Below are 25,134 nucleotides of genomic sequence, written 5' to 3' on the forward strand. Positions count from 1 at the left end.
TATTTTATCGGGCATCTTGACAAAACTGTGATGTCATGATATGATAATAGATACTCGGGAATGGGTCGAGGCTTTGCTGGTTGGGACGTGACACGAACCGGGGCCAGCGATTCTATTTCCCCCAACCTGGGCTGGTGGGTTCTGCGGAACCAAGGCACGCAGGGGGCAGACAGACAAGATGTGCGATGCACGTTGTGGCGGGTCTGGTGCAGGGCTAACTCCCGTAAATGTGGCTACATGTCGCCCCTTGTTAGGAAGAGGGTGGCTGTCTTGGCATGGGTTTCCCATGTCTCTCACCCTCATGGTGAGCTGTGCCGTGCTCAAAGGTAACGATACACAGAAGATAACTGTCTTCGACAACAGGTAGATTGGATAGGTTTTACTCCTTGAAAGTCTCTGGTGTCAAAGACAAGTTTTGTCTTCTGTTTTTGAAACTCAAGGTAACTATACTATTAGTATTAATTAATAATATATATTATATATAATAAAGTATTACTATATATAATTATCTAATGTATAGATGTAGCTAGCAGCGTCAGAAGTTCTGTATAGCTTTAAGAGGTAGATTTGGCTTAGCCCTGGTCTTCCTCTCGCTCGTTTTTACTGGTTTTGTTTTACTCGGCAGTGGATGGCGATATGTCGGGTAACTTTTTAACCATAAATTTCCATTAGGTAAATGCTGAAACCCTTGTGGCTATTGGCTTTCACGGGTGTTGGTTGTGGAGATTTGGGTGAAATGTTTGTTGGATCATAGATAACTTCGTATAGAGCTTACTACAAATAGTATGTCATATAACAATAGAAGAAACAATAAAAGAGTAATGGTAATGTGGTGGTAATGTCATCATCACCTACAAAATAATTAAACATGTAGTTGATGAATTTAGATTTATTTGAAGGTTAGGAGTTACAGATTCCTGTGGGTTGATGAAGGCATAGAGTTTAAAAGCTCCATGCCTTTTTTGTTTGGAGAAGAAAAATGAAAGTGAAAAATGCTAATGATGGCTTGAAAATTGATGGTTTCAATTCGGTTGTGAAAATTCCTAAGGATATGGGATTTCATGAAGAGCCAGAATTCTATGGTTTGCATATAAATGCTGGATATGAAACTAAGCGAGGAGAGATTGCTTCTGTGGAGAGAAGGTCTATGTCTCAGATGCTCCGCATGTTTCAGTACGTTCAGGGCATTCCTGGCTACCGCTGGTGCGTTGCGCACATGCGTTTGACGGTTGTTTCTAAGGATGAGCAGCAGGGGCGAGAAGAGCTAGCCAAGAGTGGCCCAGTCTTCTTAACAAAGCTGATGAAGGAAGTGCAGAGAAGCATTCCTAGGGCTAATCTGTATTACAGATGGCATCTGGAGTGGTCTGAAACGGCTGGGTATCACTTCCACGTCGCTATCTTCTTCAATTCCAATCAAATCCAAAACACTGATGCCTTTATGGCATCTTTCCATAAAGTAAAGAATTCCAATCCTGAATATTCATTCGCTACTGCTCAGTTCATTTGCCCAGACATTGCACGAATCAAACAGGAGGAAGTAAAGGTGTATTTCCTGAGTAATGGTTTGAATCTTGATAGCTCCAAGGAATATATTTGCTTGGAGTCTGAGATTGAACGAGAGTTTGCCTTCTACTGGTTGTCATACATGTGTAAGAAGCACACGAAGGAGAAAATCATTGAGGAGGGGAAAAGAATTTCAGGTGGTTCCTTGCTTCCTGGTGGTGAACGGCAGTGCAAACGAAAGCGCATCATCAAATCACGTAGAACGGAATTAGCATGATCTCCACCACGATATTTGCTTTTTGCCTGAGCTTGTATATTGTCTGCTCAGGGATGCGCTAAGCCCTTCAGATATCAATCCTGAAAATTCTGGGGGGATGGAATAGCCCTTGCCTCAACCCAGTACCAGCTCAATCCACCATCATCTGACCAGTAGGTTCTATTCTTTCCAGAGATGTGTACTGTTTTGGTAATGACTTGCATAAATTCTCTTTCTTTTGTTGCTTGTTGCTTTGAATACCGTTTAAACGCGTTTTAAGGGGTCTGTAAGCGTTTAAATTTGACTTTCAATGGGGTGGTGGCCATTGGGGTGTAAAAGTGCCTGTGGCGTGTTTAAATGAGTTTGTGTCTTCCTCGTTTGGCTGTTTCCATCTTTGGGATTGTGTAAACGCGAGGCAGGGCTATTGGGTGGGCTATTGCTTCAATAGCTTCGATGCGATCTGTCATGTCCACGTTTTGATACACGGTCTTGCCTATGCTTCCCTGGGTTTCATGGCCCGTGATGGAGTCCATCGCCTTTTCGGAAATCTTGGCTCTAGCCATGCGTGTTCTGGCTAGGTGTCTGAATGAGTGAAAGTCTGGGTAACGCTCCGTCAAGCCAATGCTGCGGCGGTAGTCCCCAAACCAATTTGACAGGTTCAATCCTGGGCGCTCCGTGTCTTCTCGCAGGATGGGCCAAAGCCGTGTATGTCCTGTATCCCTGATGGCTTGTGCGTATTCCAGAAGGCCCAGGCGTATCAGCTCTGAGTGGATGGGAATGCTGCGAACGCTGGCGCTGCTTTTCACCCTCTGGCCTTCACCAGCATCAGTGATATGCAGCAAGGCGACGCCATCAATCACATTAATGTCATTGGCTTTTAGCTGGGCCAGTTCCCCGATGCGTGCTCCGGTGTAAAGGGCGATGATTGGAATCCAATACGCTGCATCACTCCCAGACTTCTTGCCCTTGGGCGTGTCGTATTGAGTGAATAGCGGCTGCCTGAATAGCTGCTGAAGTTCTTCATCCTTCCACGCTCTTCGAGTCTGGGTTTTGCTCACCTGAATTTCCATGCCTTCCCATGGCTGTCTTGGGATTAGCTCCAGTTCGCGGAAGGCATAGCCCAGCAGGGACTTGATCCATGTAAACCGATCCCTAGCGGTTTTGCTGGAGATGGGCTGCTCTTGCAACCATGATCTGAAGGCATCCCCATGTGCTCGGGTGAGTTGGTTAATGGGTAAACGGCCTAGTGCCTTCTCGCATGTGTCGATGGCAAGCAAACATGCTTTTTCGGAAGACTTCGCCCGTTGCTTTGTTCGCTGCCAGAGCTTGTATAGGTCTTTGAGCGTGGGGATTTCTGCAAACAAGGCTGAGCTTGCCTGAGAGTGCAAAGCAGCCTGCTGAGGTGCTGTTGCTGGTGGTGTAGTCGGTGCTACTGGTGGGGGTACGGAGATGCCTTGTAGTGGCTCTAGCACCCTCTGTGCTTGCTCTGAGAGATTGGAAAAGGGGACGTGGCCCTCGCTGCTGAGCGGCTCTTGCGTTTTCTTTGCTGCTGCAAAGAGGGCTAGTAGTCGTGCTCGCTCGATAGTGTCTAGCAGCTCTGCTTCTGACTTGTTTGACGTGCCAAGACTCTTGCGGAAACAGCTATGCCCAAACCTTGTTTGAAGGCTTGTTGGAATGAGGACGCGGAGGTGGTAGATACCTGCTCTTTGATGGAGTCCCGTAAGGGTAGCCATGAGGCAAAACTTTCGTCTGGGGTGGACAAAAGTGACACGCTCATGTGACACAACACATCAAAATTTGCCTTTTCTGGATGCTAACTCTTTGTTTTTAAAGAGGATTTCCAGCTAAAGGTGACGAGCCTGATCTCGGCACTGTATCCACAGTTAGGGCTGCTTGGTTCCCCACCTGACCCGGTTGGCTGCTTCCCCATGCGAGGAGGCCCGTCACATTCGATTATAGATGCAAAACCGACACAGCTCCGCGAGCTGTGAAATGAGATTCCAGGAGCAGGCTTGTTGGCATGCCCCGGCCCCGTAGAATCAGAGGCTATGTCTTATTTAGTGCTTGCTCGCAAATACCGGCCTCGTACCTTCACCGAAATGGTGGGGCAGGAGCACGTGGTTCAGGCTCTGACCAATGCGTTGACCCAGCAGCGTCTGCACCATGCCTATCTGTTCACGGGCACACGTGGCGTGGGCAAGACCACGGTGTCGCGCATTCTGGCCAAGTCTCTGAATTGCCAGGGCCTGAACGGTAACGGTGGAATCACCGCAACCCCTTGCGGGGTTTGCGCAGCATGCACGGAAATCGATAGCGGGCGTTTCCCCGACTACACCGAGCTGGATGCTGCGTCCAACCGGGGTGTGGATGAGGTGCAGAGCTTGCTGGAGCAGGCGGTGTACAAGCCGGTGCAGGGGCGCTTCAAGGTCTTCATGATCGACGAGGTGCACATGCTGACAAACACCGCGTTCAACGCCATGCTCAAGACGCTGGAAGAGCCTCCGGAGTATCTGAAGTTCGTGCTGGCCACGACCGATCCGCAGAAAGTGCCGGTCACTGTGCTCTCGCGCTGCCTGCAGTTCAATCTGCGCCCGATGGCGCCCGAGACGGTTCTGGAGCACCTGACCCATGTGCTGGACAAGGAAAGCGTGCCGGCAGAGCCCCAGGCGCTGCGATTGCTGTCGCGTGCTGCGCGTGGCTCCATGCGCGATGCGCTGAGTCTGACCGACCAGGCGATTGCCTTTGGCAGCGGGCAGTTGCAGGAGGCGACGGTGCGCCAGATGCTGGGCAGCGTGGATCGCAGCCATGTCTTTCGCCTGATCGATGCCTTGGCGCAGGGTCATGGGCGTACGGTGGTTGAAATCTCCGAAGAGCTGCGCCACAACGGTCTGTCTGCTGCATCGACCCTGGAGGAAATGTGCGCCGTGCTGCAGCGCATGGCCGTGTTGCAGGCCGTACCCGATATGCCGCTGGATGCCAGCGACCCGGAGGCCGCCGAAGTAGACCGACTGGCCAGTCTGATGCCGCGCGACGAGACTCAGCTGCTCTACAGCATCTGCCTGCACGGCCGTGCCGAACTGGGGCTGGCCCCGGATGAGTACGCTGCGCTGACCATGGCACTGCTGCGGTTGCTGGCTTTCAAGCCTGAAAACGCCGAAGCCGGCACGGCTGAAAAAAAAACTCCGGCGCTGAGGCCTAGCCGGCCTGTTGTCCAGGCTCCGAATCCGATTCAGCAGCCTCCGGCTTCACCGCCAGCGGCGATGGAGGTGCCACCGGCCAAGGTTCATTCCGTGCAGCCGGTGGTGGAATCCGCACTGGAGTCCGCACCGGCGCAGGAGCCTGCGTCAGTGGCCGGCATGGCCGAGCCAGAACATATTCAAGTTGTTGCCGATCGCTCGGATTCCGCAGCGTATTCCGTCGCAAGGCCGGTGATGCAGGCAGTGCCGGAGTCGACCCGCTTGCCTGCTCCTGCAGTGAGGCCTGAGCCTGCTGCGGTTCGGCAAAACATGCCTGCTGAGGATCAGGAGGCCGTCGCCGAGGTAGACCAGACGCCTGTCGACGATGCGTCCGAGAGTGCAGAGGGCAGCGATATGGCTGATGCTCCCGAAGAGCAGGATGCCAGCGAGGCGGCCTGGGCAGGCATGCCCGATGAGGGCTGGTCTGACGATGGGCGCTGGGGCGATGATGCCGACCTGGATGTCGGACAGCCCCCGCATGCCATGCCGCCCATGGAGTCTGACGAGCCGGCGGCCCAGAGTGCAAGCGGCGGCTATGTCAGTACGGCCCAGGACGCAGCCCCTGTGGAACGCACAGCCGAGGGCGATCTGTGGTTTGGCGTGGTGCAGCAGTTGCTGCAGAGCGAAGCCGTGGTGGCCGTGGCGCGGCAGCTGGCGCTGCAGTCTCAACTTCTGGGCCGTGACGGCGATCTGTGGCGGCTGCGCGTGGAGTCCAACTCGCTCAATCAGGCTGGCACACGTGATCGTCTGCGTGCTGCGCTGGAAGCGGCCGGTCATGCGCGACAATTGCAGGTCGAGCAGGGGCCCGTGACGGATAGTCCCGCCCGCCGACTGGCCCTGGAAAGAAAAGCCAGCCAGTTGCTGGCCGAGGATATTGTCAAAAGCAATCCGCAGGTTCAAACCTTGATGCGAGACTTTGGCGCGAAAATCGTGCCCGGTAGCATCAAGCCCATATCTATTCAGCCTGAATAAGGCGTTTCAACAAAAGAAGGAATTCTCATGTTCAACAAAGGACAACTCGCCGGTTTGATGAAGCAAGCTCAGGCCATGCAGGACAACCTGAAGAAGGCTCAGGAAGAGCTGGGCAATATCGAAGTCGAAGGCGAATCCGGTGCCGGTCTGGTCAAGGTCGTGATGACCTGCAAGCATGACGTCAAGCGCATCACCATCGACCCCAGCCTGCTGGCCGAAGACAAGGACATGCTGGAAGACCTGGTGGCTGCCGCCTTCAACGCGGCTGTGCGCAAAGCCGAAGAGACCTCCAACGAGAAGATGGGCAAGATCACTGCCGGTATGCCCGGCCTGCCCGGCGGGATGAAGTTCCCGTTCTGACGGATTTCCTCCTGAGCGGCAGTGCCGCTTCCCCGACTTAGGGCATGCAAGTGTTGTGGGCAGGGGAATGAATGGCGATCTGCGTAGTGGCAGATCGCCTTTTTTCTGGTGACTGAAAGGACAAGCCTGTGTCTGATGTGCAATCTCTGGACGCCTTGATCGAGGCCTTGCGCCGACTGCCGGGTGTGGGCATCAAGTCGGCGCAGCGTATGGCGTTTCATTTGCTGCAGCGTGATCAGGCTGGTGCGCTGCAGCTGGCGCGGGCGCTGGACTCGGCGGTGAACTCTGTTCATCACTGCGAGCGCTGCCATACGTTTACCGAAGGTGCTATCTGCAGCATCTGTGATGACGCCGGGCGCGACGGGGCTCGGTTGTGCGTGGTCGAGGCTCCGGCCGATCTGGCTGCGATGGAACGCACGGGGGCCTATCAGGGCTATTACTATGTGCTGATGGGGCGGCTGTCCCCGCTCGACGGCGTGGGCCCCAAGGAAATCGGCATGAAGCAGTTGCTGGAGCGTGCCTGTGATGGCGTGGTGCAGGAGGTGATTCTGGCCACCAGCTTCACGGCAGAGGGCGAGGCCACGGCCCATGCTGTCAGCGAGGCGCTCAAGTCGCGCGGCATTCTGGTCACGCGGCTGGCGCGTGGCGTGCCGATAGGCAGCGAACTTGAATATGTGGATCTGGGCACGATTGCCCACGCGCTGGTGGACCGGCGCTGAAAATATCGCTTGAATTGGGAGCCGGCGCTTCTATATCAGGCGTGTGCTGCTATCGATTTCTTTGAATGAGCAGAGATAAAAAAGCCCGCCGGTTCTTACGAACAGCGGGCTTTTTGGCGGGCGGCGAAGATTATTTGCGCTTCTTGGCTGGTGTGCCGCCACGTGCCTTGGGTTCGCTCTTGCCGCCACGGGGAGCGGGCGCGCTGCTGGTTCTGGCGTTCTTGCTGGAGGCTGCCACCTTGCTGCCGCCACGGGTGTTGCGGGCTGACTCGCGTGGGCTGTCGTTGGCTTCGGCGCGTGCGCTGCGGGCTGCGCGGCTGGGCAGGTAGGCAATCAGCGACTGGCCGGGGCGCAAGGATGCCGTGGACTTGAGGTCGTTCCAGTCCGCGAGGTTGGAGACGCTGATGCCATAGCGGCTGGCAACGCTGACCAGGGTATCGCGTTTGCGCGCCTTGACCGTGGTGCGCACGGTCACGATTTCGGGGGCGAAGGAGATCTGACCGTTGTCGGCCACATGGCCAGGCACATCGGTCTTGACGTTGGCATCGCGCGGCACCATCAGAGCCGAGCCGGCCTTGATCAGCATGCGCGGCGGGATGTTGTTGATGGCGCGCAGGTCGGCTTCGCCCAGGCCTGCACGCTGGGCGGCTTCGGCCACGGTAATGGTGGTGGGCACGGTCCATACCGTCCAGCTGGCAAACTGGCCTTCGCTATAGGCCTGCAGATTGCGGCGGAAAACCTTGGCGTTGTCCCAGGGCAGCAGCACCTGTGGCGTGGCGCGCGCAAAGATCACCGGTTTGTGAAAGCTGGGATTGAGTGCCTTGAAGTCCTTGACGCTCACATCGGCCAGCTTGGCCACCAGCTCAACGTCGATGTCGTGCGGGAGATCCACGGCCTGGAAATAGGGGTGGTTCTCGATGATGGGAAGCTCGGTGTTGAACTTCTCGGGTTCGGCCACGATGTTCTTGACGGCTTGCAGCTTGGGCACGTAATTGCGGGTTTCGGCCGGCATCTGCAGGTCGAGGTAGCCTGCGGGCTGGCCCAGCTTTTCATTGCGCTTGATGGCGCGGCCCACGCTGCCTTCGCCCCAGTTATAGGCGGCCAGGGCCAGATGCCAGTCGCCGAACATGTTGTAGAGCTTTTGCAGATAGTCGAGCGCGGCGCGGGTCGAGGCCAGCACATCGCGGCGATCATCGCGGAAGACATTCTGCTTGAGGTCGAAATAGGTGCCCGTGGCCGGCATGAACTGCCACATGCCGGCGGCCTTGGCGCTGGAGACGGCCTGAGGGTTGAAGGCGCTCTCGATGAAAGGCAACAGCGCCAACTCTGTCGGCATGTTGCGGCGCTCCAGTTCCTCGACGATGTGGAACAGGTATTTGCTCGACCGCTCCGTCATGCGCTGTATGTAGTCGGGGCGTGTGGCATACCACTGCTCCTGGTTCTGGACCAGATCCTGCTCAAGGTTGGGCATGGCAAAGCCCTTGCGGATACGTACCCAGAGGTCGCCTGTGGCTTCAAGCTCAGCGACTTCAGCGCTGCCGACTTTGCCCTGGCCCAGGGGTTTGAGCGGGCCATTGGGATACATGGGGTCGACACTGCTGGTGGTGGCGCAGCCAGTCAATATCAGTGCGCTTGTCAGCAGCAGGGTGGATAGCAGCTTCATCAGAAAACGTTTTTCCATTGGCGCAAGGTAGCCAGAACGCTGGCGGGCTCCTCGGGCCTGGTTTGAGGATCATGGTGCACGGCGGCTGCGATCACATCTGCAGCGCGGCTTCGCATGAACGGGTTGATGGCCAGCTCGGTCTGCAATGTGGAGGGTAGCGTCGGCTGCCCGCTCTTGCGCAGTTGCTGGCAATGTTCCAGATACTGAGCCAGTTCCGGGTTGTTTGGTTCCACGGCCTGCGCAAATCGCAGGTTGGAAATTGTGTACTCATGTGCGCAGCACACCAGCGTGTTGCCGGGCAGGGCGGCCAGTGCGTCCAGCGAGGCCTGCATCTGCGCTGCCGTGCCTTCGAAAAGGCGACCGCAGCCGCCCGAGAACAGTGTGTCGCCGCAGAACAGCAGGGGCTGGCTTTGCGCCCGGGTGCTGAAGAAGGCGATATGGCCGCTGGTATGCCCCGGCACATCGATGACCTGCCAGGGGCCGCCCAGCAGCTCCACGTGGTCGCCCCCCTGCACGCGCGTCACGGGCTCGGGCAGGGTCTCGTAGGCGGGGCCCCAGACCGGAGCACCCGTGGCCGCGCGAATGGCGTCCACGCCGCCCACATGGTCGGCATGATGGTGGGTGACTAAAATGCCCTGCAGTTTCAGACCCCGCTGTGCCAAGGTGGCCAGCACAGGCTCGGCCTGACCCGGATCGACGACCACGGCATGTTCTGCATCGTGGAGCATCCAGATGTAGTTGTCGGAAAAAGCGGGAATGGGCAACAGGTTCATGAGCTGCAAAATTATAGAGATGCATCACTGGACGGATTCAGCCCTCGGGCACTATCTCCTGAAATGGGAGCAGCAGCGCTTTGACGAGGCGGTGGCCGATATCTTTGGCTACCACGCCTTGCAGCTGGGCTTGCCGCAGCTGCAAGGACTGCGCAGCAATCGCATGCCTCATCGCTGGCTGGCGCTGGAGGGTCTCGATCCCGTTCCGGATGCAAAAGCAGGCACTGTAGCGCAAGCGAGGGCGACCGCAGTGTCGCAGCAGCAGCCGCCCGCTGATGAAGCACAGAATTCTGCCCCGTTGATGCCGGCGCTCAGAACCGCCCCGGAAGCCCTGCCTTTTGCCGAGGCCAGCCTCGACCTGTTGCTGATGCCGCATACGCTGGAGGCTTGCAACGATCCGCATGCCGCGCTGCGCGAGGCTGCACGCGTGCTGGTGCCGGAAGGCAGGCTGGTGATCAGCGGGCTGAACCCCTCAAGCCTGCTGGGCTTGCAGCGCCGGGTGGAGCGCAGTGCGGGCTATTTGCCGGACTTGAGCCTGGGTGTGGGCTACTGGCGTTTGCGCGATTGGCTGCGATTGCTGAGCTTCGAGATCGAAGCAGTGCAATTTGGCTGTTATCGTCCTGCCACTCAAAGTGAAAAGTGGCTGAGCCGCTGGCAGTTCATGGAAGGCCTGGGCCACCGCTGCTGGCCGGTGATGGGGGGCGTCTATTGCGTGGTGGCCGTCAAGCGTGTGCAGGGCATGCGGCTGATGAGCCCGAGCTGGCGCAAGAGCAGCGTGCCGGCCGGCATGAAGGCGCCCGTGACCCAGAGGCAGCCGCCGGACATGTCCTGGCGTAACAAGGAAGAAAATTGAATCAAGTTGTGATCTATACCGATGGTGCCTGCAAGGGCAATCCCGGCCCTGGCGGCTGGGGCGCATTGCTGCAGGCCGGATCGGCACAGAAGGAACTCTTCGGTGGTGAACTGGGAACCACCAATAACCGCATGGAACTCAAGGCCGTGATCGAGGCGCTGTCCGCGCTCAAGCGTCCCTGCGATGTGGTGCTGTATCTGGATAGTCAGTACGTGCGCAAAGGCATTACCGAGTGGATCCAGGGTTGGAAGGCCAAGGGCTGGGTTACCGCTTCCAAGGAACCCGTCAAGAATGTCGAGCTCTGGAAGCAGCTGGACGCGCTGGTGCAGGGCAGCGGCCACCGCATCGACTGGCGCTGGGTCAAGGGCCATGCCGGAGACCCCGGCAATGAGCGCGCCGATGCGCTTGCCAACAAGGGCGTGGAGCTGGCACTTAAGAAGGGCTGAGCCAGGAGCCGGGGTAGATGCGCTGGCTCAGCTCGTGATTTGTGCCAGCGCTTCTTGGATCTGTTGCTCGGATTCGGGGCGCACGATGCGCGCTACTTCCTTGCCGTCATGCAGAAAAATCAGCGTGGGCCAGAGCTTGACGCGATAGCTGCGGCCCAGTGGCCGGCCGGGACCGTCTTCCACCTTGATGTGCGCTAGTTCTGGCTGGGTTGCCAGCGCAGCCTGCAACAGCGGCTGGGCGCGCTGGCAGTGGCCGCACCAGGGGGTGCCGAATTCCAGCAAATTCGCGCCCTTGAGCGCATCGATGGCCTGCCTTGTGGGTTCTGTGGCCCAGTGGGTGGCTTGGTATGGCATGAAATATTTCCCAGAATGGATCGAGGGTAGAAGACCAGGCAGAAAGTCCGTCTTCAGATCAGCCCCTGCAGCAGCAGGACATTGACGGATTCTCCGGGCTGGACGTCGCCGCGTGCATCGTCCAGCACGATGATGCAGTCGGCGGCGACCATGGAGCTGAGCACGCCCGAGCCTTGCGATCCCGTGGTGCGCACGGCGGCCTGGCCCTTCTCATTGAGTTCGAGCACGCCGCGCAGATATTCGGTGCGGCCCGGGCGTTTGCGCAGGCGCTCGCGGCTGATCGCCTGCAGCAATGGCACGGAGGGGCTGCGTTCGCCTGCCAGCATGGCCAGGGCCGGGCGCACAAACATCAGAAAGCTCACCATGGCGGCCACCGGGTTGCCGGGCAGTCCCAGCAGCACCGCAGGGCGCTGAGTGGGCGGTGGATTGCTCAGATTTTGTGAGCTGTTTGCGCTTGTCTTGATTGGGATGCCTGTTGATCTGGTCAATGAGATTCCACCGGCGGGAGCGAGCAGGCCCACCGCCAGTGGCCGACCGGGACGCATGGCCACCCGCCAGAACTGCACAGTGCCCAGGCGCTGAAGCATCGCACGGGTGTGATCGGCCTCACCGGCGCTGATGCCGCCACTGGTCAGCACCACATCGGCCAGGGTGGCTGCTTCGCGCAAGCGCTCTTCCAGTGCGGCCGGTTCATCGGGCACGGCCCCCAGGTCCAGCACATGGGCTCCCAGCCGGCGCAACAGCGCCTGCAGGCTGAAGCGGTTGCTGTCGTAGATGGCTCCCTCGCGCGGCTCGGCACCTGGGCTCAGCAGCTCGTCGCCGGTGGAGAAGTAAGCCACGCTGAGGCGGCGTCGCACGCTGACCTGGCCCAGTCCCAGACTGGCCAGCAGACCCAGGGCGGCTGGTGTGAGGCGCTGGCCGGCCTGCAGTGCCACAGAGCCTTGCTCCAGGTCTTCGCCGCGCAGGCGACGATTGGCGCCTGCACGCAGGGCACTGCCGTCAAACTGAATGCACTCCTCGCCAGAGCTGGCCTGCTCATGGGCGACTACGGTATCCGCACCCACCGGCATGACCGCACCCGTCATGATCTTCACGCATTCGCCCGCGCCAAGCCGGCCTTGCCAAGGCCCTCCTGCCAGAGCCGTCCCCACCACACGCAGCATCAGCGGCTGGCCGGGCCGAGCCTGCTCCAGTTCGCTGCCGGCAAAGGCATAGCCGTCCATGGCACTGTTGTCGTGGGGTGGTACGTTGACGGGGCAGATCACATCGGCTGCCAGCACACGATCCAGTGCATCGGGCAGGGCGACGGCTTCCACCTCGGCGACCGCACCCAGCGGCTGCAGCAAGGCTTGCAGCTGTTGCAGTACCTGGTCAGTGGTCAGCGTCTGGGCGCTGGTGGAAGCGGCAGGTTGAAAAGTCGCAGTCATAACAGCAAAAAATAAAAAAACCTCATGACGGATGCGGCCATGGGGCTGCGTGGCACTTTACGCTTTTGGCTGGTAGTGCCGGTGACTCAGGATTGGCGTTCGGGGGCGATTTGCTCCAGATCAAGCAACTGGGCCAGCGTGTTGGCGTTGCTGAAGGCCTGTTCGTCCCCGGGGCGGTCAAATACGGCCTGGGCGCTGTGATGCTGGCCGGTCCAGGCGTCTATCTTGCGGCCACCACTGGTGATGAAGCGCTCAAGGCTGCAGGCGAGTCCGGCCCGCAGCAGGCAGAACACGGGCTGGGGGCGCAGTTGCGGCGGCTGCTCCGGCTGGGCATGCTCGGTATCCCAGCCGTGAGCGATGACGATATCGGCATCGCCACGCGACGCCAGCATTCGCGCAGCCAGATCGAGGGGCAGCAGCGGCGTATCGCAGGGCACGCACAGCAGCCATGGCGTGCGGCAATGCGCGAGGCCGGCCATGAAGCCCGCCAACGGGCCGGGGTAGTCGGGCAGGCTGTCGGCGCAGACCTCGGCAGCCAGTGGCCGACCCAGCTCGGCGTAAGCTGCTGTATTGCGATTGGCATTGATGAGCAAGGGGCCGACCTGCGGAGCCAGGCGCTGCAATGCATGCAGTGCCAGTGGCAAGCCTTGAAAGCTCTGCAGACCCTTGTCCACACCGCCCATGCGCGCACCGCGTCCTCCGGCCAGCACGCAACCGGTGATCTGCTCGGGGGTGATGCGTGAGTCAGCCACCGATATAGCTCATCTCGATGCGCCGACCTTGCCGCACTGGCGCCATATCGGGGGGCATTTCGCTGCGCATTTGCGAGTAGCGATCGTCGCGCTGCTGCCAGATGGGGGCAATGGCGGCTGCAATCTCGGCATCGCTGGCACCGGTGCGCAGCAGGCTACGCAAGTCCCAGCCCTGGCTGGCGAACAGGCACAGATAGAGCTGACCCTCGGTGGACAGGCGTGCACGGTTGCAGTCGCCGCAGAAAGCGTGGGTCACACTGCTGATGACGCCCACCTCGCCCAGCTGCGGATCATGTCGGCCGCTGGCATCGGCATAGCCCCAGCGCACGGCGGTCTCGCCCGGGGCGCTGGGTGCCAGCGGGATTAGCGGCAGTTCGGCGCGCAGACGGGCTATGACCTCGTCGGAGGGCAGCACCTCGTCCATGCGCCAGCCGTTGGTGGCTCCCACGTCCATGTATTCGATGAATCGCAGCGTGATTCCCGTGCCGCGGAAGTAGTGGGCCATGGGCAGGATCTGGTCGTCATTGGTGCCGCGCTTGACCACCATGTTCACCTTGATGTGCGACAGGCCCGCGGTCTGTGCAGCCTCGATGCCGGCCAGCACATCGGTCACGGGAAAGTCCACATCGTTCATGCGCCGGAACACGGCGTCGTCCAGTCCGTCGAGGCTGACGGTCACGCGGTTCAGGCCGGCGTCCTTCAGGGCGCGGGCCTTGCGTGCCAGCAGCGAGGCGTTGGTGGTCAGTGTCAGGTCCAGCGGCTGGCCGTCGGGCGTGCGCAGCTCGGCCAGCTGGGCAATCAGGGCTTCGATGTTCTTGCGCAGCAGCGGCTCGCCGCCGGTCAGGCGCAGCTTGCGCACGCCATGGGCGACAAAAAGCCTGGCCAGGCGCGTAATTTCCTCGAAGCTCAACAGCGAGCTGTGGGGCAGATATTGGTAGTTCTTGTCAAAAACTTCCTTGGGCATGCAGTAGTTGCAGCGGAAGTTGCAGCGGTCGGTGACGCTGATGCGCAGGTCGCGCAAAGGCCGTCCCCATTGATCCTGCAGCAGCCCGGTAGGGGCCTGCAGGGGGCTGGGGACGATTGCGCTGCGGGATGCCGCACGCTCATCGACCAAGGGGATCACACGTTCTGCCATGGGCTCGATTGTGCCGCAAGAGTGAAGTCCGGGCCGGCTGCGGGCTTGTTGTGGGCTATCAAAATTGATAGCTGGTGGCGCTTGATGGTATTGTGGATCAGTCTTTTGTAGTGGTTTTCACGGGTTGCTGAGAGAGCGGCTTCCAGCCCTTGAACTCGGGGTAGAACTCGGCCACGCCGGGGCCGTTGAAGTCCCAGCCCAGGCACTGACCCAGATGGCGTGGCGGCAGGCCCGAGCCATTGGGGCCGAACTGGTTGAGCACGGTGTGAAAAGCGGGCGTTGCCATATTGAACAGCAGCTCGCGCAGATGCGTGCAGCCCACTACCCCGCCCAGATTGTCGGCAATGGCGCGGCGCCAGCCGCAGGCTATGCAGCAGCCCACCATCTTTTGCATGGACTTTGTGGCCTGGGGGCAGTGGCCCAGGGGGTGGTCGTCCATGGCGGCCTCTATGCCGTGCACCACCATGTCGGCATCGATGGTCAGGCGGATCCACATATGGTGAATCGGCTTGCCCGCTGGCACTTTGCGGCGGCCATGAAGCTCGATGTCATAGGTTTTCTGGTCGATCAGCTCGGCTTCCACGTCCCACATGCCGTCATCGCGGGCATAGCCCCGGTATTTGACGTCGCGCATATTGATGGGGACTGGCTTGCGGCTGGCACTGGGAGACAGGGGCATGGGGTATCCGTTGTTATGGCGGGCGACAACGACGGCATGTCGGAACTCGGCTGGGTCGCCCGCGATGATCTTGAGCCGGGTCTGGTGCATCAGACCCGATTTCATTATCAAAGAGATAGCAGGCTTGTCCAGCACCAAGCGGACAGCGGGGCGGGGGGCGACCCCGAGCCAGGCCGGCAGCGCCTAGCTGCTAGTGGGGATTTGCCCGGTGAGTGCTGCGGCCTTGAGTGCGGCCAGGTCGAGAACTTCCAGCTTGCCGCGCCGCAGTTGCAGCCAGCCGGCCTGCTGCAACTCCTGCAGGATCTGGTTGGTGGTCTGGCGTGACAAGCCCAGCATGCGTGCGATCTGCTCCTGCGAGACGGCCAGCTCGCGGTGGGTGCGCATGCGGTCGGCCCATTGCTCGTGGCCCATGGCCATTTGCACCAGACGGCACATCACGCGCTGCGGTGCAGGCAGCACGGTCTGCTCCTCCAGCGCGATCAGGCTGGCACGCAGCTTGTGGGTCAGCAGCAGGGCCATGTGGCGCCAGCAATGCGGGTTGGCATCCAGCCATTCGCGCAGCGGCGGTATAGGGATATGCAGCAGGGCGCAGGCGGTGTTGGCGCAGGCGTCGTGGGTGCGGGGCTCGCCATCGAAGAGGGCGATCTCGCCCAGCCAGCTCGGTGGCTCGATCAAGGTCAGCAAGGCCGTGCGGGTGTTTTCCTGAAGCGCTGCCGTGCCGGAGATGCTGAGCGATCCCCTGGCCACCGCATACAGGCCGCAGGGGGCATCGCCGCGGCGAAACAGCCATTCGCCGGCGGCCAGCAGCCTTGGCTGGGCCAGTTGCTGCATCTGGGCGGTCAATTCCGGCGGCAGCGAGCGGAACCAGCGGCCGGCCTGCACGATGGCCCAGAGATCATTGGAGTTGACATGCTCGAAGCTGCCGCGCTTGCGTGCAGTGGGCACTGAGGCCAGTGCAGGCCTGGGTGAAGGGTTTAGCGCTTGTGTCGGTGGCATGACAGACGGCAAGGTTGATGCTGCGCCACCATGCTCTGACAAGCGACAAGGAGATACAGCGATGAAAACCCTAATCGATCAACTGTCCAACTACGCCGACTACCACCGCGACCCGCGCAATATCGTCACGCACTACATCGGTGTGCCCATGATCATGCAGGCGGTGGTGATTCTGCTGGCCAGGCTGCAATGGGGAGCGCTTGGCGGCATGCCGATCTCGCTGGCTCTGCTGGCAGCGGTTGCTGCAGCAGTGTATTACTGGCGGCTCGACGGGCGATACGGCCTGTTCATGAGCGTGTTTCTGGCCGCCATGCTGGCGCTGGCGACTCCTGTCGCCACGCAGCCCATGGGGAGCTGGCTGGCCTGGGGGCTGGGCCTGTTTGTGCTGGGCTGGGTGATCCAGTTCATCGGTCACTACTGGGAAGGACGCAAGCCCGCTTTTCTTGACGATGTGATGGGCCTGCTGATTGGCCCGCTGTTTGTGGCGGCCGAGTTGGGTTTTGCTCTGGGCCTGCGCAAGGAGGTGCAGGCTGCGGTGGAGCAGCGCAGCGGGCCCGTGCGTCGCCGGCATCCGGTGAGCGCCTGACATGCTCTTGTTCCGAGAGCTGACACCGATTTATGGGTGTTGGTTTGAGTGGGTTTTCATGGTTGAAGTGGGCGAGGCTGCCTAGCGGGAATACACGACTGCACGCGCATCTTTCAAACATGTAATGCCAGCGTTAGGGTCATGCGCCTAAAATCGCGGGCTGACCCTCAGGTGCCGATGCTTTGTTGGCTCTGGCGGGCTTTTTGTATTACTTCTCCCAACCATCATGTCTCTGAACAATGTGACCCCCGGCTCCAAGACGCCTGAAGTCTTCAACGTCGTCATCGAAATCTCGGCCAACTCGGCTCCCGTGAAGTACGAAGTGGACAAGGAATCCGGCTGCCTGTTCGTGGATCGTTTCCTGGGCACTGCCATGCACTACCCCGTGAACTACGGCTATGTGCCCCAGACCCTGTCTGGCGACGGCGACCCCGTGGACGTGCTGGTGATGACTCCCTTCCCCCTGCCCAGCGGCGTGGTGGTGCCCTGCCGTGCCATCGGCATTCTGGAGATGGAAGACGAATCCGGCGTCGACGGCAAGGTTCTGGCCGTTCCCACACAGAAGCTGCTGCCTTCCTACGACAAGATCAACCACCTCAGCGACATCCATGAGCTGACCCTGCAGCAGATCGCCCACTTCTTCGAGCACTACAAGGATCTGGAAAAGGGCAAGTGGGTCAAGGTTCTGGGCTGGAAGGGCGTGGACGCGGCACACAAGGAAATCGTGGACGGTATCGCCAACTACAAGGGCTGATCCAAACTAGTAAAGGGTCTCTAACCTTTACTTGCAGAGAAGCCTCGCTATCTGCATATATACAATTTGAAACGCACCCGGCGGACATCGCTTGGTGCGTTTTTTATTGCCTGTATCGATATATACGAGGGGATGCGCATGAGTTGGAAGATTTCGGACTGGCGCGTGGGGACCAAGTTGGGCATCAGCTTTACGGCGCTGGTGTTGTTGTCTGCATTGCTCGGCCTGGTGGCCTGGTTGCAGCTGTCCAGCATTCATGCAGCGGGCCGTGAGGTTTCCGAAGTGGCGCTGCCCAGTGTCTACAACGCAGCCTCCATGCGCTCCGAGTACAACCGGCTGCGCCGCCATGAGGCAGGCATCGCCACCGCTCGCACCCTGGTTGAGATCGAAGGCTACGAGCAGCAGATCCAGCAGCGCCTGAAAACCATTGCCGAGCAGGAGAAGGTGGTCCATGAGCTGATTGCCAGCCCGCCGCTGCGCGAGGCCTACGAGGGCTATCAGGCCAACAAGGCGAATTTCCTGAAGCTGCACGAGCAGTTGCTGGCGCGGGCACGCGATGGCGACTACAACACCGTGGACAGCCAGGCAGGCATGGCCGACGAGCTGGGGCTGTTCTTTGCCGGGCTGTCCGAACAGGCCTTCAGCCAGCTGGCGGAAAGCACGGGCAAGCTGATGACGCTGCAGCTCGAGAACGCGGCTCAGGCCCAGCAGGCCGAAAAGTCCAGTTTCGAGGTGGCCCGCTACTGGCTGCTCGGTACGCTGGCGCTGGTGGTGCTGTTTGCCGCCGTGGTCGGTATTGCGATGACACGCGCCATCACGGCTCCCGTGGCCACGGCAGTTGAGCTGGCGCAGGCCGTGGCAGCCGGCAGGCTGGGCATGGTGGTGAAGAACCAGCGCCGCGATGAAATGGGCTTGCTGCTCAATGCGCTGGAAGACATGCGTCGGCAACTGTCCTCCGTCGTTCAGGATGTGCGCGGCAATGCCCATGGCGTGGCTCTGGCGTCCAGCGAAATTGCTCAGGGCAATGCGGATCTTTCGGCGCGCACCGAGAGCCAGGCCAGTGCCCTGGAGGAAACGGCGGCCTCCATGGAGCAGCTGGGCTCGACTGTGCGTCAGAACGCCGACAATGCCCAGACAGCCAATCAAATGGCAAAGAATGCCTCCGATGTCGCGGGTCGAGGCGGGGATGTGGTTGCCCAGGTGGTGGACACCATGAAGGGCATCAACGACAGCAGCCGCCAGATCGCCGACATCATAGGCGTCATCGACTCGATTGCCTTCCAGACCAATATCCTGGCCCTGAATGCGGCCGTGGAAGCCGCGCGTGCCGGCGAGCAAGGCCGTGGCTTTGCCGTGGTGGCGGGCGAGGTGCGCACGCTGGCCCAGCGCAGCGCCGAGGCGGCCAAGGAAATCAAGCAGCTCATCCATGCCAGCGTGGAGCGCGTGGAGCAAGGCTCGCAGCTGGTGGACAAGGCCGGTGACACCATGGCCGAAATCGTGACGGCCATAGGCCGCGTGACCGACATCATGGGCGAGATCAGCGCAGCCAGCCGTGAGCAGAGCCAGGGCGTGGCCCAGGTGGGTGAAGCCGTCACCCAGATGGATCAGACCACGCAGCAGAATGCGGCCCTGGTGGAGGAGAGTGCGGCGGCCGCCGATTCTTTGCAGCGCCAGGCCAAGGCGCTGGTCGATTCGGTGGCGATTTTTCAGTTGGGGAATCAGGCACAGAGCTTTGCCGCTGCGGCGCTGAAAAATCGGGTCGAGCCGGTTGCAAAGGCCGGCATGAGCGCTGGCCCGCGGGCTGCGGCGTTAGCCGATCAAGGCCCGGGCAAGGCTGTGCCTGCGCCGGTCAAAACGGCTCAGCCCGCCTTGAGCAATGACCAGGATTGGGAGCAGTTCTGAGGTCGAGGTATTGCCGGTTTCAACGGCTTCCGTCTCAAAACCCCGATAGCGAATGCTGTCGGGGTTTTTTTACAAGCTTTCTTCAAACTGTCTTGACATTGATCAAGAAGAGGGGTGGCTTGATGCTTTTTCAAGGCTATGTAGGTTGCCATGGCATCGAGAATCTCTGCTGTCACTGATTGGTAACTTTCAGTAACTTAAGTGCGGCGTAAGCGACTGCCTACATGACTGTAGGCTCGTGAAGATAGGCAAGGAATATGAAACTGGAAACAATTGAAAACATATAAGCCGGTATCAAGGAGCATTCCATCTCTGGTATGCCATTCAGAGAGATATTTCCCGATCGAGCAGAAACATTGAATCCTTGCGCTTCGTGGGCATGGATTCAAAAGAAGTATTTATAAAAACTAATTGGTAATAGAGGGAGGTGCAATCAATGAAAAGCATCAAAATCTCCACGCGGATTCTCGGTACGTTCGGGGTTCTGGTCTTGCTGCTGGTCGTGGTGGTTGCCATGGCATTGCTGCAGCTGCGCTCCATGCGCTCCAGTGCTGAAACCATCACCGGCAATGCCCTGCCCAGTGTGGAAGTGATCAATACACTCAATACCGACCTGGCGCGCACCCGCTTGCTCGAGTTGCGGCATGTCAATAATGACGAGACCGGCTATATGGCTCAGGTGGAAGCTCAATTCGAGCAATTGCAGAAACACCTGGCGGAGGCAAAAAAGCTCTATGAACCTTTGATTGTCACTGCCGAAGAGCGCGAGCTCTACACGCAGTTCCTGCGCGAGAGAGAGCATTATGTGGAGTTGAACAAGCAACTGTTCGAAATTTCGCGTCGAGGCGATAAAGAGCAGGCCAAGCAACTGCTGGGAGGCGAATCTCTCAAGCTCTATGAACAGTCTTCGGCGACCCTGCAAAAGCTGATCAAGTTCAACAGCGATGTGGCCAAGGGCGAGACTCTGGCTTCGGAGAGGGTTTACGACCGGGCTGTGAGCATGCTTGCCTTGGCTGCCTTGATTGCGGTGGTGGTGGCTGCAGGGGCAGGCATCTGGCTGGTGCGTTCCATCCGTGCGCCGCTGGAGCAGGCGGTGCAGGCCGCGGACCGTGTGGCCAATGGGGATCTGAGCGGCGTCATCCGCGTGGAGCGAGAGGACGAAACAGGCCGCTTGCTCAGCGCCCTGGAGCGTATGCAAAGCAGTCTGGTGCAGACCGTGCGCTCGGTACGCCAGAACGCGGAAGGCGTGGCCTCGGCCAGTTCGCAGATTGCCTCGGGCAATGCTGATCTCTCCGGTCGCACCGAGGAGCAGGCCAGTGCGCTGGAGGAAACCGCCGCCTCCATGGAGCAGCTGGGCTCTACCGTGCGCCAGAACGCCGACAACGCCCGTGCCGCCAATCAGATGGCGGTGAATGCTTCCCAGGTGGCAGCGCAGGGCGGTGCCGTGGTGGCCGAAGTGGTGGAAACCATGAAGGGCATCAACAACAGCAGCCAGCAGATTGCCGACATCATCACCGTCATCGACTCCATCGCCTTCCAGACCAATATCCTGGCGCTGAATGCGGCTGTGGAAGCAGCGCGCGCCGGTGAGCAGGGCCGTGGTTTTGCCGTGGTGGCGGGCGAGGTGCGTACCCTGGCCCAGCGCAGTGCCGAGGCAGCCAAGGAAATCAAGGCTTTGATCAGCACCAGCGTGCAGCGGGTGGAGCAGGGCACGCAGCTGGTGGACAAGGCCGGTGCCACCATGGCCGACATCGTGTCTGCGATCAGCCGGGTGACGGATTTGATGGCCGAGATCAGTGCCGCCAGCCAGGAGCAGAGCCAGGGTGTGGCCCAGGTTGGCGAGGCGGTGACGCAAATGGATCAGACGACGCAGCAAAACGCGGCGCTGGTGGAGGAAAGTGCTGCAGCCGCTGGTGCGCTGCGCAAGCAGGCGCAGGATCTGGTTCAGGCTGTGGCGGTTTTCCAGCTGCCCGCCAGTGCGCTTTATGACCAGGCACCCAAGGCTGCAGCCCGTGCGGCGGCGCCGGCTGTGGTCGCCGCCGCCGCCCCGGCGCGTCAGGCAGCTGTCCGTCGTGTTGCTGCCCGTCCTGCCCCCATGCCGGCAGCCCCGCGCTCTTTGATGGGGGGCGCGGTTGCTGGCGAATCCGCTCCTACCCGCAATGTGCAAAAGTCCTCGCTGGATGAGGATGACTGGGAAACCTTCTGAATGTCTCCTGGAGTCTGAGCTTCAAGGCCGCTGCAAAGCGGCCTTTTTTTGTCTCCACCTTCAGGCCTTGCGCAGTGGACTATGGGATTGCAGCTCTTCCACATATTGGGCCATGCCTTCGCTCTCGCGCTGCAGGAAGCGCTCGATGGCATCGGCAAAAGCGGGATGGGCCACCCAGTGGGCGCTCGGTGTTTCCACGGGCAGCAGCGCGCGGGCCATCTTGTGCTCGCCCTGGGCACCGCCTTCGAAGCGGGCAAAGCCGTTGGCGATGCACCATTCGATGGGCTGGTAGTAGCAGGCTTCGAAATGAAGGCTGTCGATCCGCTCCAGAGCGCCCCAGTAGCGGCCATAGGCGACCTTGTTATTGATAGCTGCTAGCGCTTGTCTATCATCAAAAAACAATGGTTTTGATGCTGAAGTCATTGACTGTAAGCTGGTAATAGCTATCAAACTTGAAGCGACAGGCTGTCCGTCGCGCTCGGCGATGAACATCACCCAGTTCTCGGGCATGGCCGAGGCCATGGAGGCAAAGAACTCCAGTGTCAGATACGGCGGGTTGCCATGCTCCAGGTAGGTGCGCTCATAGCAGCGGTAGAAGAAGGACCAGTCCTGCGCACCGATGTCGCTACCCTGCATGGCTTTGAAGCTCACGCCGGCTTCGCGTATCTTGCGCCGCTCCTGGCGGATTTTCTTGCGCTTTTCCTGGTTCAGCGAGCCCAGAAAGTCGTCGAAGTCCTTCCAGCGGGACGGTGCCATTGCTGTGTCATTGCTCGCTTGCATGCTGCCGGGTAGTGCCCCGGCTGGCAGGGGAGCGCCCGCAGCGGGAAGTGCGGGCGGCGTGTTCGTCCAGTGAAACTGCACCGTGCTGCGCTGCATCCAGCCGGCTGCGGCGCAGGCAGCAAGATCGTCGGCATCGCCAAACAGCAGGTGCAGCGATGACAGTTGCTGCTCGGCTGCCCAGGCCTGGACGGCATGCACCAGCGCCACGCGCAGTGCCTGGCTGCGTGCCAGCAGGCGGGAGCCTGGCACGGGCGTGAAGGGGACGGCCAGCAATCCCTTGGGGTAGTAAGGCAGGCCATGCTGCTGATAGGCGCGCGCCCAGGCCCAGTCAAACACATATTCGCCGTAGGAGTGGGTCTTGATATAGAGGGGGCAGGCCGCCAGCAGCTCATCGCCGTCCCAGACGGTGATGACCCGGGCGATCCAGCCGGTATCGGGCGTGGCGCTGCCGCTTTGCTCCATGGCTGCCAGGTATTCGTGGCGCATGAAGGGCGTGGGCGTGGATTGAGAGGCCAGCAGCACATTCCAGGTTTGTGCGTCCAGCTGCTGCACGCTGGCAAGCACGCGAGTGATAATCTTGTTTTCGGCCATGCCCTGATTGTCGCGGGGGCTGGTGGCCTCACCGCCTAGCTTGCTTTTCATGACGCTTTCCATTTGCTGTGCCCAACGCAATTTTGTTGTGGGAGACCTCTCTGGCAATGTCCAGAAAATCATCGCCGCTGCTGCTGAAGCTTATGCCAACGGTGCCCGCCTGCTGCTCACGCCCGAGCTTGCCCTGTGTGGCTACGCGGCTGAGGACCTGTATCTGCGTCCGGCATTTTTGGAAGCCTGCGATGCGGCCCTGCAGCAGTTGCAGCAAGCCAGTGCCCAATGGCCGGGGCTGGCGCTGGTCATCGGTCACCCGCAGCGCGATGAGCAAGGTGAGAAACTGTTCAACGCTGCCAGCGTGCTGCGCGATGGTCAGCAGATTGCGCGCTATTTCAAGCAACTGCTGCCCAACTTTGGCGTGTTCGACGAACAGCGCTACTTTGCGGCCGGTGAAGAGAGCTGTGTCTTCGAGCTGGACGGCATCCAGATCGGACTGCTGATTTGCGAAGACGCTTGGCATGCCGGCCCTGCGCGGGCGGCCGTGGCCGCAGGCGCCCAGTTGCTGGCCGTCATCAATGCCTCGCCGTTCCATAGCGGCAAACCCTCCGAGCGCGAGGCGGTGATTGCGCAGCGCGCCATGGAAAATGCGGTTCCCCTGGTCTATGCCCATCTGGTGGGCGGCCAGGACGAGGTCGTGTTCGACGGCTGCTCGTTTGCGGTGGACGTCAGCGGTCAGGTGGTGGCGCGTGCGGCGGCCTTCGAGGAAGAGCTGCCCATGATGGCTGCGCAGCTGGTGGATGGGCGCGTGAAGCTGATGGGGCAAGTCAAGCCCCAGCTGAACCACCATCATGCGCTTTGGTCGGCGCTGGTGCTGTCCGTGCGCGACTATGTGGGCAAGAACCGTTTTCCGGGTGCGCTCATCGGCCTGTCGGGCGGCATGGATTCGGCCCTGGTGCTGGCCATTGCCGTGGACGCGCTGGGTGCGGACAAGGTGCGCACGGTCATGATGCCTTCGCCCTATACGGCCGATATCAGCTGGCTTGATGCGCGCGAAATGTCCGAGCGCGTGGGCGTGCAGCACGAAGAGATCGATATCGCGCCGCAGTTCGAAGCCTTCAAGGCAGCGCTGGCTGGCACTTTTGCCGGACGCGCCGAAGACACGACCGAGGAAAACCTGCAAGCCCGTATTCGCGGCACCCTGCTGATGGCTATGAGTAACAAGTTTGGCTCCATCGTGCTGACCACGGGCAACAAGAGCGAGATGTCCACCGGCTACTGCACGCTGTACGGCGACATGGCCGGCGGTTTTGCCGTCATCAAGGATGTGTTCAAGACCGAGGTGTTTGCGCTGGCACGCTGGCGCAATGCCAACGATCCCTTCGGCACGGGGCTCGATCCCATTCCCGAGCGCATCATCACGCGTCCGCCCAGCGCCGAGCTGCGCCCCGATCAGAAGGATCAGGACAGCCTGCCGGACTACGAGGTGCTGGATGCCATCGTGGCCCGTTACATGGAAAACAACGAGAGCATAAGCTCCATCGTCGCCGAGGGTTTTGCGCCTGCGGATGTGGAGCGGGTCACGCGTCTGATACAAATCAACGAGTACAAGCGTCGCCAGGCGCCAGTCGGTCCACGTCTGACAATGCGCAGCTTTGGCAAGGACTGGCGCTACCCCATTACCAATAAATTTCGCGCCTGAGGTTCTGCCTCCGGTGTTTTGCCGATTTCAATCAATTGAGGAACCAGCCCCATGAAAATGATTACCGCCGTCATCAAGCCCTTCAAGCTCGAGGAAGTGCGCGAGGCCCTGGCCGAGTGTGGGGTGAATGGTCTGACCGTGACCGAAGTCAAGGGTTTTGGCCGCCAGAAAGGCCATACCGAGCTCTATCGTGGCGCGGAGTATGTGGTGGATTTTCTGCCCAAGGTGAAGATCGAAGTCGTGGTGCGAGATGAAGACGTGGACCGCTGCGTGGATGCTGTCGTCAACGTCGCGCGCACCGGCAAGATTGGTGACGGCAAGATCTTCATCACCCCCGTGGAGCGCGTGGTGCGCATCCGTACGGGTGAGCTGGACGACACGGCTGTCTAAGTCGCCATGTCGCGCCCCAGTCATGCGCCCCAGGCAAAAAGCCAGACCTTGAGTCTGGCTTTTTTCATGGTCTGGGGCCGGGTGTGCGCACTGTCGGCAGCGCTA

22 protein-coding genes, 1 other RNA gene and 1 pseudogene are annotated in these 25,134 nt (G+C 60.1%); 12 read left to right on the forward strand and 12 right to left on the reverse strand.

Annotated elements, in window-relative coordinates:
- The first annotated feature begins 979 nt into the window (after positions 1 to 979).
- Positions 980 to 1,780, forward strand: a complete 801-nt coding sequence (locus CSE6_RS10305) for a hypothetical protein (RefSeq protein WP_059440467.1) — start codon at positions 980 to 982, stop codon at positions 1,778 to 1,780.
- Between the two features lie 332 nt (positions 1,781 to 2,112).
- On the opposite strand, the gene CSE6_RS10310 is transcribed toward CSE6_RS10305, so the two are convergent.
- The 3 genes and pseudogenes from CSE6_RS10310 to ffs form a co-directional block, all read right to left on the reverse strand.
- Positions 2,113 to 3,123: a site-specific integrase gene (locus CSE6_RS10310; protein ID WP_059440468.1), complete on the reverse strand. Its 1,011-nt coding sequence runs from the start codon at positions 3,121 to 3,123 to the stop codon at positions 2,113 to 2,115.
- Between the two features lie 189 nt (positions 3,124 to 3,312).
- Positions 3,313 to 3,492 (reverse strand): annotated as a pseudogene (locus tag CSE6_RS26800) (DUF6538 domain-containing protein); the annotation flags it as partial.
- 116 nt (positions 3,493 to 3,608) lie between these two features.
- An RNA gene (ffs, locus tag CSE6_RS10315) (signal recognition particle sRNA small type) lies at positions 3,609 to 3,704 on the reverse strand.
- Positions 3,705 to 3,807: 103 nt separating this feature from the next.
- Here ffs and dnaX point away from each other — a divergent pair.
- The 3 genes from dnaX (at position 3,808) to recR (ending at position 7,046) form a co-directional block, all read left to right on the forward strand.
- Positions 3,808 to 5,967: a DNA polymerase III subunit gamma/tau gene (dnaX, locus tag CSE6_RS10320; protein WP_059440469.1), complete on the forward strand. Its 2,160-nt coding sequence runs from the start codon at positions 3,808 to 3,810 to the stop codon at positions 5,965 to 5,967.
- Positions 5,968 to 5,994: 27 nt separating this feature from the next.
- Complete coding sequence (locus CSE6_RS10325) at positions 5,995 to 6,327, forward strand: YbaB/EbfC family nucleoid-associated protein (RefSeq protein ID WP_003066189.1); 333 nt, start codon at positions 5,995 to 5,997, stop codon at positions 6,325 to 6,327.
- 128 nt (positions 6,328 to 6,455) lie between these two features.
- Positions 6,456 to 7,046 (forward strand): recombination mediator RecR, encoded by a 591-nt coding sequence (gene recR, locus CSE6_RS10330; RefSeq protein WP_003066191.1) that lies wholly within the window; start codon positions 6,456 to 6,458, stop codon positions 7,044 to 7,046.
- 130 nt (positions 7,047 to 7,176) lie between these two features.
- On the opposite strand, the gene CSE6_RS10335 is transcribed toward recR, so the two are convergent.
- Together CSE6_RS10335 and gloB are read right to left on the reverse strand one after the other, a co-directional pair.
- Positions 7,177 to 8,709 carry a transglycosylase SLT domain-containing protein gene (locus CSE6_RS10335; protein ID WP_034393156.1) on the reverse strand — a complete coding sequence of 511 codons (1,533 nt, stop codon included), beginning with the start codon at positions 8,707 to 8,709 and terminating at the stop codon, positions 7,177 to 7,179.
- On the reverse strand, positions 8,709 to 9,482 hold the full coding sequence (gloB, locus tag CSE6_RS10340; protein WP_034356961.1) for a hydroxyacylglutathione hydrolase: 774 nt from the start codon (positions 9,480 to 9,482) through the stop codon (positions 8,709 to 8,711). Before gloB ends, CSE6_RS10335 begins: the two co-directional genes overlap by 1 nt.
- Before the next feature lie 19 nt (positions 9,483 to 9,501).
- Between gloB and CSE6_RS10345 the strand changes: the two genes are divergently transcribed.
- Complete coding sequence (locus tag CSE6_RS10345; protein ID WP_034356964.1) at positions 9,502 to 10,335, forward strand: class I SAM-dependent methyltransferase; 834 nt, start codon at positions 9,502 to 9,504, stop codon at positions 10,333 to 10,335.
- Positions 10,332 to 10,781, forward strand: a complete 450-nt coding sequence (gene rnhA / locus CSE6_RS10350; RefSeq protein WP_003066200.1) for a ribonuclease HI — start codon at positions 10,332 to 10,334, stop codon at positions 10,779 to 10,781. Before CSE6_RS10345 ends, rnhA begins: the two co-directional genes overlap by 4 nt.
- 27 nt (positions 10,782 to 10,808) lie before the next feature.
- Here the strand turns inward: rnhA and CSE6_RS10355 are convergent, their stop codons facing one another.
- The 6 genes from CSE6_RS10355 to CSE6_RS10380 all read right to left on the reverse strand — a co-directional run bounded on the left by CSE6_RS10355 (position 10,809) and on the right by CSE6_RS10380 (position 16,073).
- Complete coding sequence (locus tag CSE6_RS10355; protein WP_059440470.1) at positions 10,809 to 11,135, reverse strand: thioredoxin family protein; 327 nt, start codon at positions 11,133 to 11,135, stop codon at positions 10,809 to 10,811.
- A 53-nt stretch (positions 11,136 to 11,188) separates the two neighbouring features.
- The gene (locus CSE6_RS10360) at positions 11,189 to 12,562 is read right to left on the reverse strand and encodes a molybdopterin molybdotransferase MoeA (RefSeq protein ID WP_034383609.1); all 1,374 of its coding nucleotides are present in this window, start codon (positions 12,560 to 12,562) and stop codon (positions 11,189 to 11,191) included.
- Between the two features lie 86 nt (positions 12,563 to 12,648).
- The gene (gene mobA, locus CSE6_RS10365) at positions 12,649 to 13,314 is read right to left on the reverse strand and encodes a molybdenum cofactor guanylyltransferase MobA (RefSeq protein WP_034407648.1); all 666 of its coding nucleotides are present in this window, start codon (positions 13,312 to 13,314) and stop codon (positions 12,649 to 12,651) included.
- Positions 13,307 to 14,449, reverse strand: a complete 1,143-nt coding sequence (moaA, locus tag CSE6_RS10370) for a GTP 3',8-cyclase MoaA (RefSeq protein ID WP_059440471.1) — start codon at positions 14,447 to 14,449, stop codon at positions 13,307 to 13,309. Before moaA ends, mobA begins: the two co-directional genes overlap by 8 nt.
- Positions 14,450 to 14,546: 97 nt before the next feature.
- Positions 14,547 to 15,233 carry a DUF2889 domain-containing protein gene (locus CSE6_RS10375; RefSeq protein WP_083994712.1) on the reverse strand — a complete coding sequence of 229 codons (687 nt, stop codon included), beginning with the start codon at positions 15,231 to 15,233 and terminating at the stop codon, positions 14,547 to 14,549.
- A gap of 78 nt (positions 15,234 to 15,311) precedes the next feature.
- Complete coding sequence (locus tag CSE6_RS10380; RefSeq protein WP_003066211.1) at positions 15,312 to 16,073, reverse strand: Crp/Fnr family transcriptional regulator; 762 nt, start codon at positions 16,071 to 16,073, stop codon at positions 15,312 to 15,314.
- 112 nt (positions 16,074 to 16,185) lie between these two features.
- Between CSE6_RS10380 and CSE6_RS10385 the strand changes: the two genes are divergently transcribed.
- The 4 genes from CSE6_RS10385 to CSE6_RS10400 all read left to right on the forward strand — a co-directional run bounded on the left by CSE6_RS10385 (position 16,186) and on the right by CSE6_RS10400 (position 21,572).
- A complete protein-coding gene (locus CSE6_RS10385; RefSeq protein ID WP_059440472.1) occupies positions 16,186 to 16,710 on the forward strand; it encodes a DUF962 domain-containing protein in 525 nt (174 codons plus the stop codon).
- 226 nt (positions 16,711 to 16,936) lie between these two features.
- Complete coding sequence (gene ppa, locus CSE6_RS10390) at positions 16,937 to 17,464, forward strand: inorganic diphosphatase (RefSeq protein ID WP_003056663.1); 528 nt, start codon at positions 16,937 to 16,939, stop codon at positions 17,462 to 17,464.
- A gap of 138 nt (positions 17,465 to 17,602) precedes the next feature.
- On the forward strand, positions 17,603 to 19,366 hold the full coding sequence (locus CSE6_RS10395; protein ID WP_059440535.1) for a methyl-accepting chemotaxis protein: 1,764 nt from the start codon (positions 17,603 to 17,605) through the stop codon (positions 19,364 to 19,366).
- Between the two features lie 436 nt (positions 19,367 to 19,802).
- Complete coding sequence (locus tag CSE6_RS10400) at positions 19,803 to 21,572, forward strand: methyl-accepting chemotaxis protein (RefSeq protein ID WP_083994713.1); 1,770 nt, start codon at positions 19,803 to 19,805, stop codon at positions 21,570 to 21,572.
- 60 nt (positions 21,573 to 21,632) lie between these two features.
- On the opposite strand, the gene CSE6_RS10405 is transcribed toward CSE6_RS10400, so the two are convergent.
- Entirely contained in the window at positions 21,633 to 22,994 is a 1,362-nt protein-coding gene (locus tag CSE6_RS10405) for a GNAT family N-acetyltransferase (protein WP_193751116.1), read from the reverse strand.
- Between CSE6_RS10405 and CSE6_RS10410 the strand changes: the two genes are divergently transcribed.
- Positions 22,993 to 24,639: an NAD+ synthase gene (locus CSE6_RS10410; RefSeq protein WP_059440473.1), complete on the forward strand. Its 1,647-nt coding sequence runs from the start codon at positions 22,993 to 22,995 to the stop codon at positions 24,637 to 24,639. The genes CSE6_RS10405 and CSE6_RS10410 overlap by 2 nt on opposite strands.
- Positions 24,640 to 24,690: 51 nt before the next feature.
- Positions 24,691 to 25,029: a P-II family nitrogen regulator gene (locus tag CSE6_RS10415; protein WP_003056652.1), complete on the forward strand. Its 339-nt coding sequence runs from the start codon at positions 24,691 to 24,693 to the stop codon at positions 25,027 to 25,029.
- The last annotated feature ends 105 nt before the right edge of the window (positions 25,030 to 25,134 follow it).

It is taken from the genome of Comamonas sp. E6, assembly GCF_001010305.1.
Classification (GTDB): domain Bacteria; phylum Pseudomonadota; class Gammaproteobacteria; order Burkholderiales; family Burkholderiaceae_C; genus Comamonas; species Comamonas thiooxydans.

Coding starts and splice junctions, on each gene's coding strand:
- ppa (WP_003056663.1), top strand. CDS start 16,937: ATGTCTCTGAACAATGTGACCCCCGGCTCCAAGACGCCTGAAGTCTTC.
- CSE6_RS10375 (WP_083994712.1), bottom strand. CDS start 15,233: ATGAAATCGGGTCTGATGCACCAGACCCGGCTCAAGATCATCGCGGGC.
- CSE6_RS10405 (WP_193751116.1), bottom strand. CDS start 22,994: ATGAAAAGCAAGCTAGGCGGTGAGGCCACCAGCCCCCGCGACAATCAG.
- CSE6_RS10325 (WP_003066189.1), top strand. CDS start 5,995: ATGTTCAACAAAGGACAACTCGCCGGTTTGATGAAGCAAGCTCAGGCC.
- CSE6_RS10410 (WP_059440473.1), top strand. CDS start 22,993: ATGACGCTTTCCATTTGCTGTGCCCAACGCAATTTTGTTGTGGGAGAC.
- CSE6_RS10360 (WP_034383609.1), bottom strand. CDS start 12,562: ATGACTGCGACTTTTCAACCTGCCGCTTCCACCAGCGCCCAGACGCTG.
- dnaX (WP_059440469.1), top strand. CDS start 3,808: ATGTCTTATTTAGTGCTTGCTCGCAAATACCGGCCTCGTACCTTCACC.
- CSE6_RS10355 (WP_059440470.1), bottom strand. CDS start 11,135: ATGCCATACCAAGCCACCCACTGGGCCACAGAACCCACAAGGCAGGCC.
- CSE6_RS10385 (WP_059440472.1), top strand. CDS start 16,186: ATGAAAACCCTAATCGATCAACTGTCCAACTACGCCGACTACCACCGC.
- CSE6_RS10335 (WP_034393156.1), bottom strand. CDS start 8,709: ATGAAGCTGCTATCCACCCTGCTGCTGACAAGCGCACTGATATTGACT.
- CSE6_RS10400 (WP_083994713.1), top strand. CDS start 19,803: ATGAAAAGCATCAAAATCTCCACGCGGATTCTCGGTACGTTCGGGGTT.
- CSE6_RS10395 (WP_059440535.1), top strand. CDS start 17,603: ATGAGTTGGAAGATTTCGGACTGGCGCGTGGGGACCAAGTTGGGCATC.
- CSE6_RS10415 (WP_003056652.1), top strand. CDS start 24,691: ATGAAAATGATTACCGCCGTCATCAAGCCCTTCAAGCTCGAGGAAGTG.
- moaA (WP_059440471.1), bottom strand. CDS start 14,449: ATGGCAGAACGTGTGATCCCCTTGGTCGATGAGCGTGCGGCATCCCGC.
- CSE6_RS10305 (WP_059440467.1), top strand. CDS start 980: ATGAAAGTGAAAAATGCTAATGATGGCTTGAAAATTGATGGTTTCAAT.
- gloB (WP_034356961.1), bottom strand. CDS start 9,482: ATGAACCTGTTGCCCATTCCCGCTTTTTCCGACAACTACATCTGGATG.
- CSE6_RS10345 (WP_034356964.1), top strand. CDS start 9,502: ATGCATCACTGGACGGATTCAGCCCTCGGGCACTATCTCCTGAAATGG.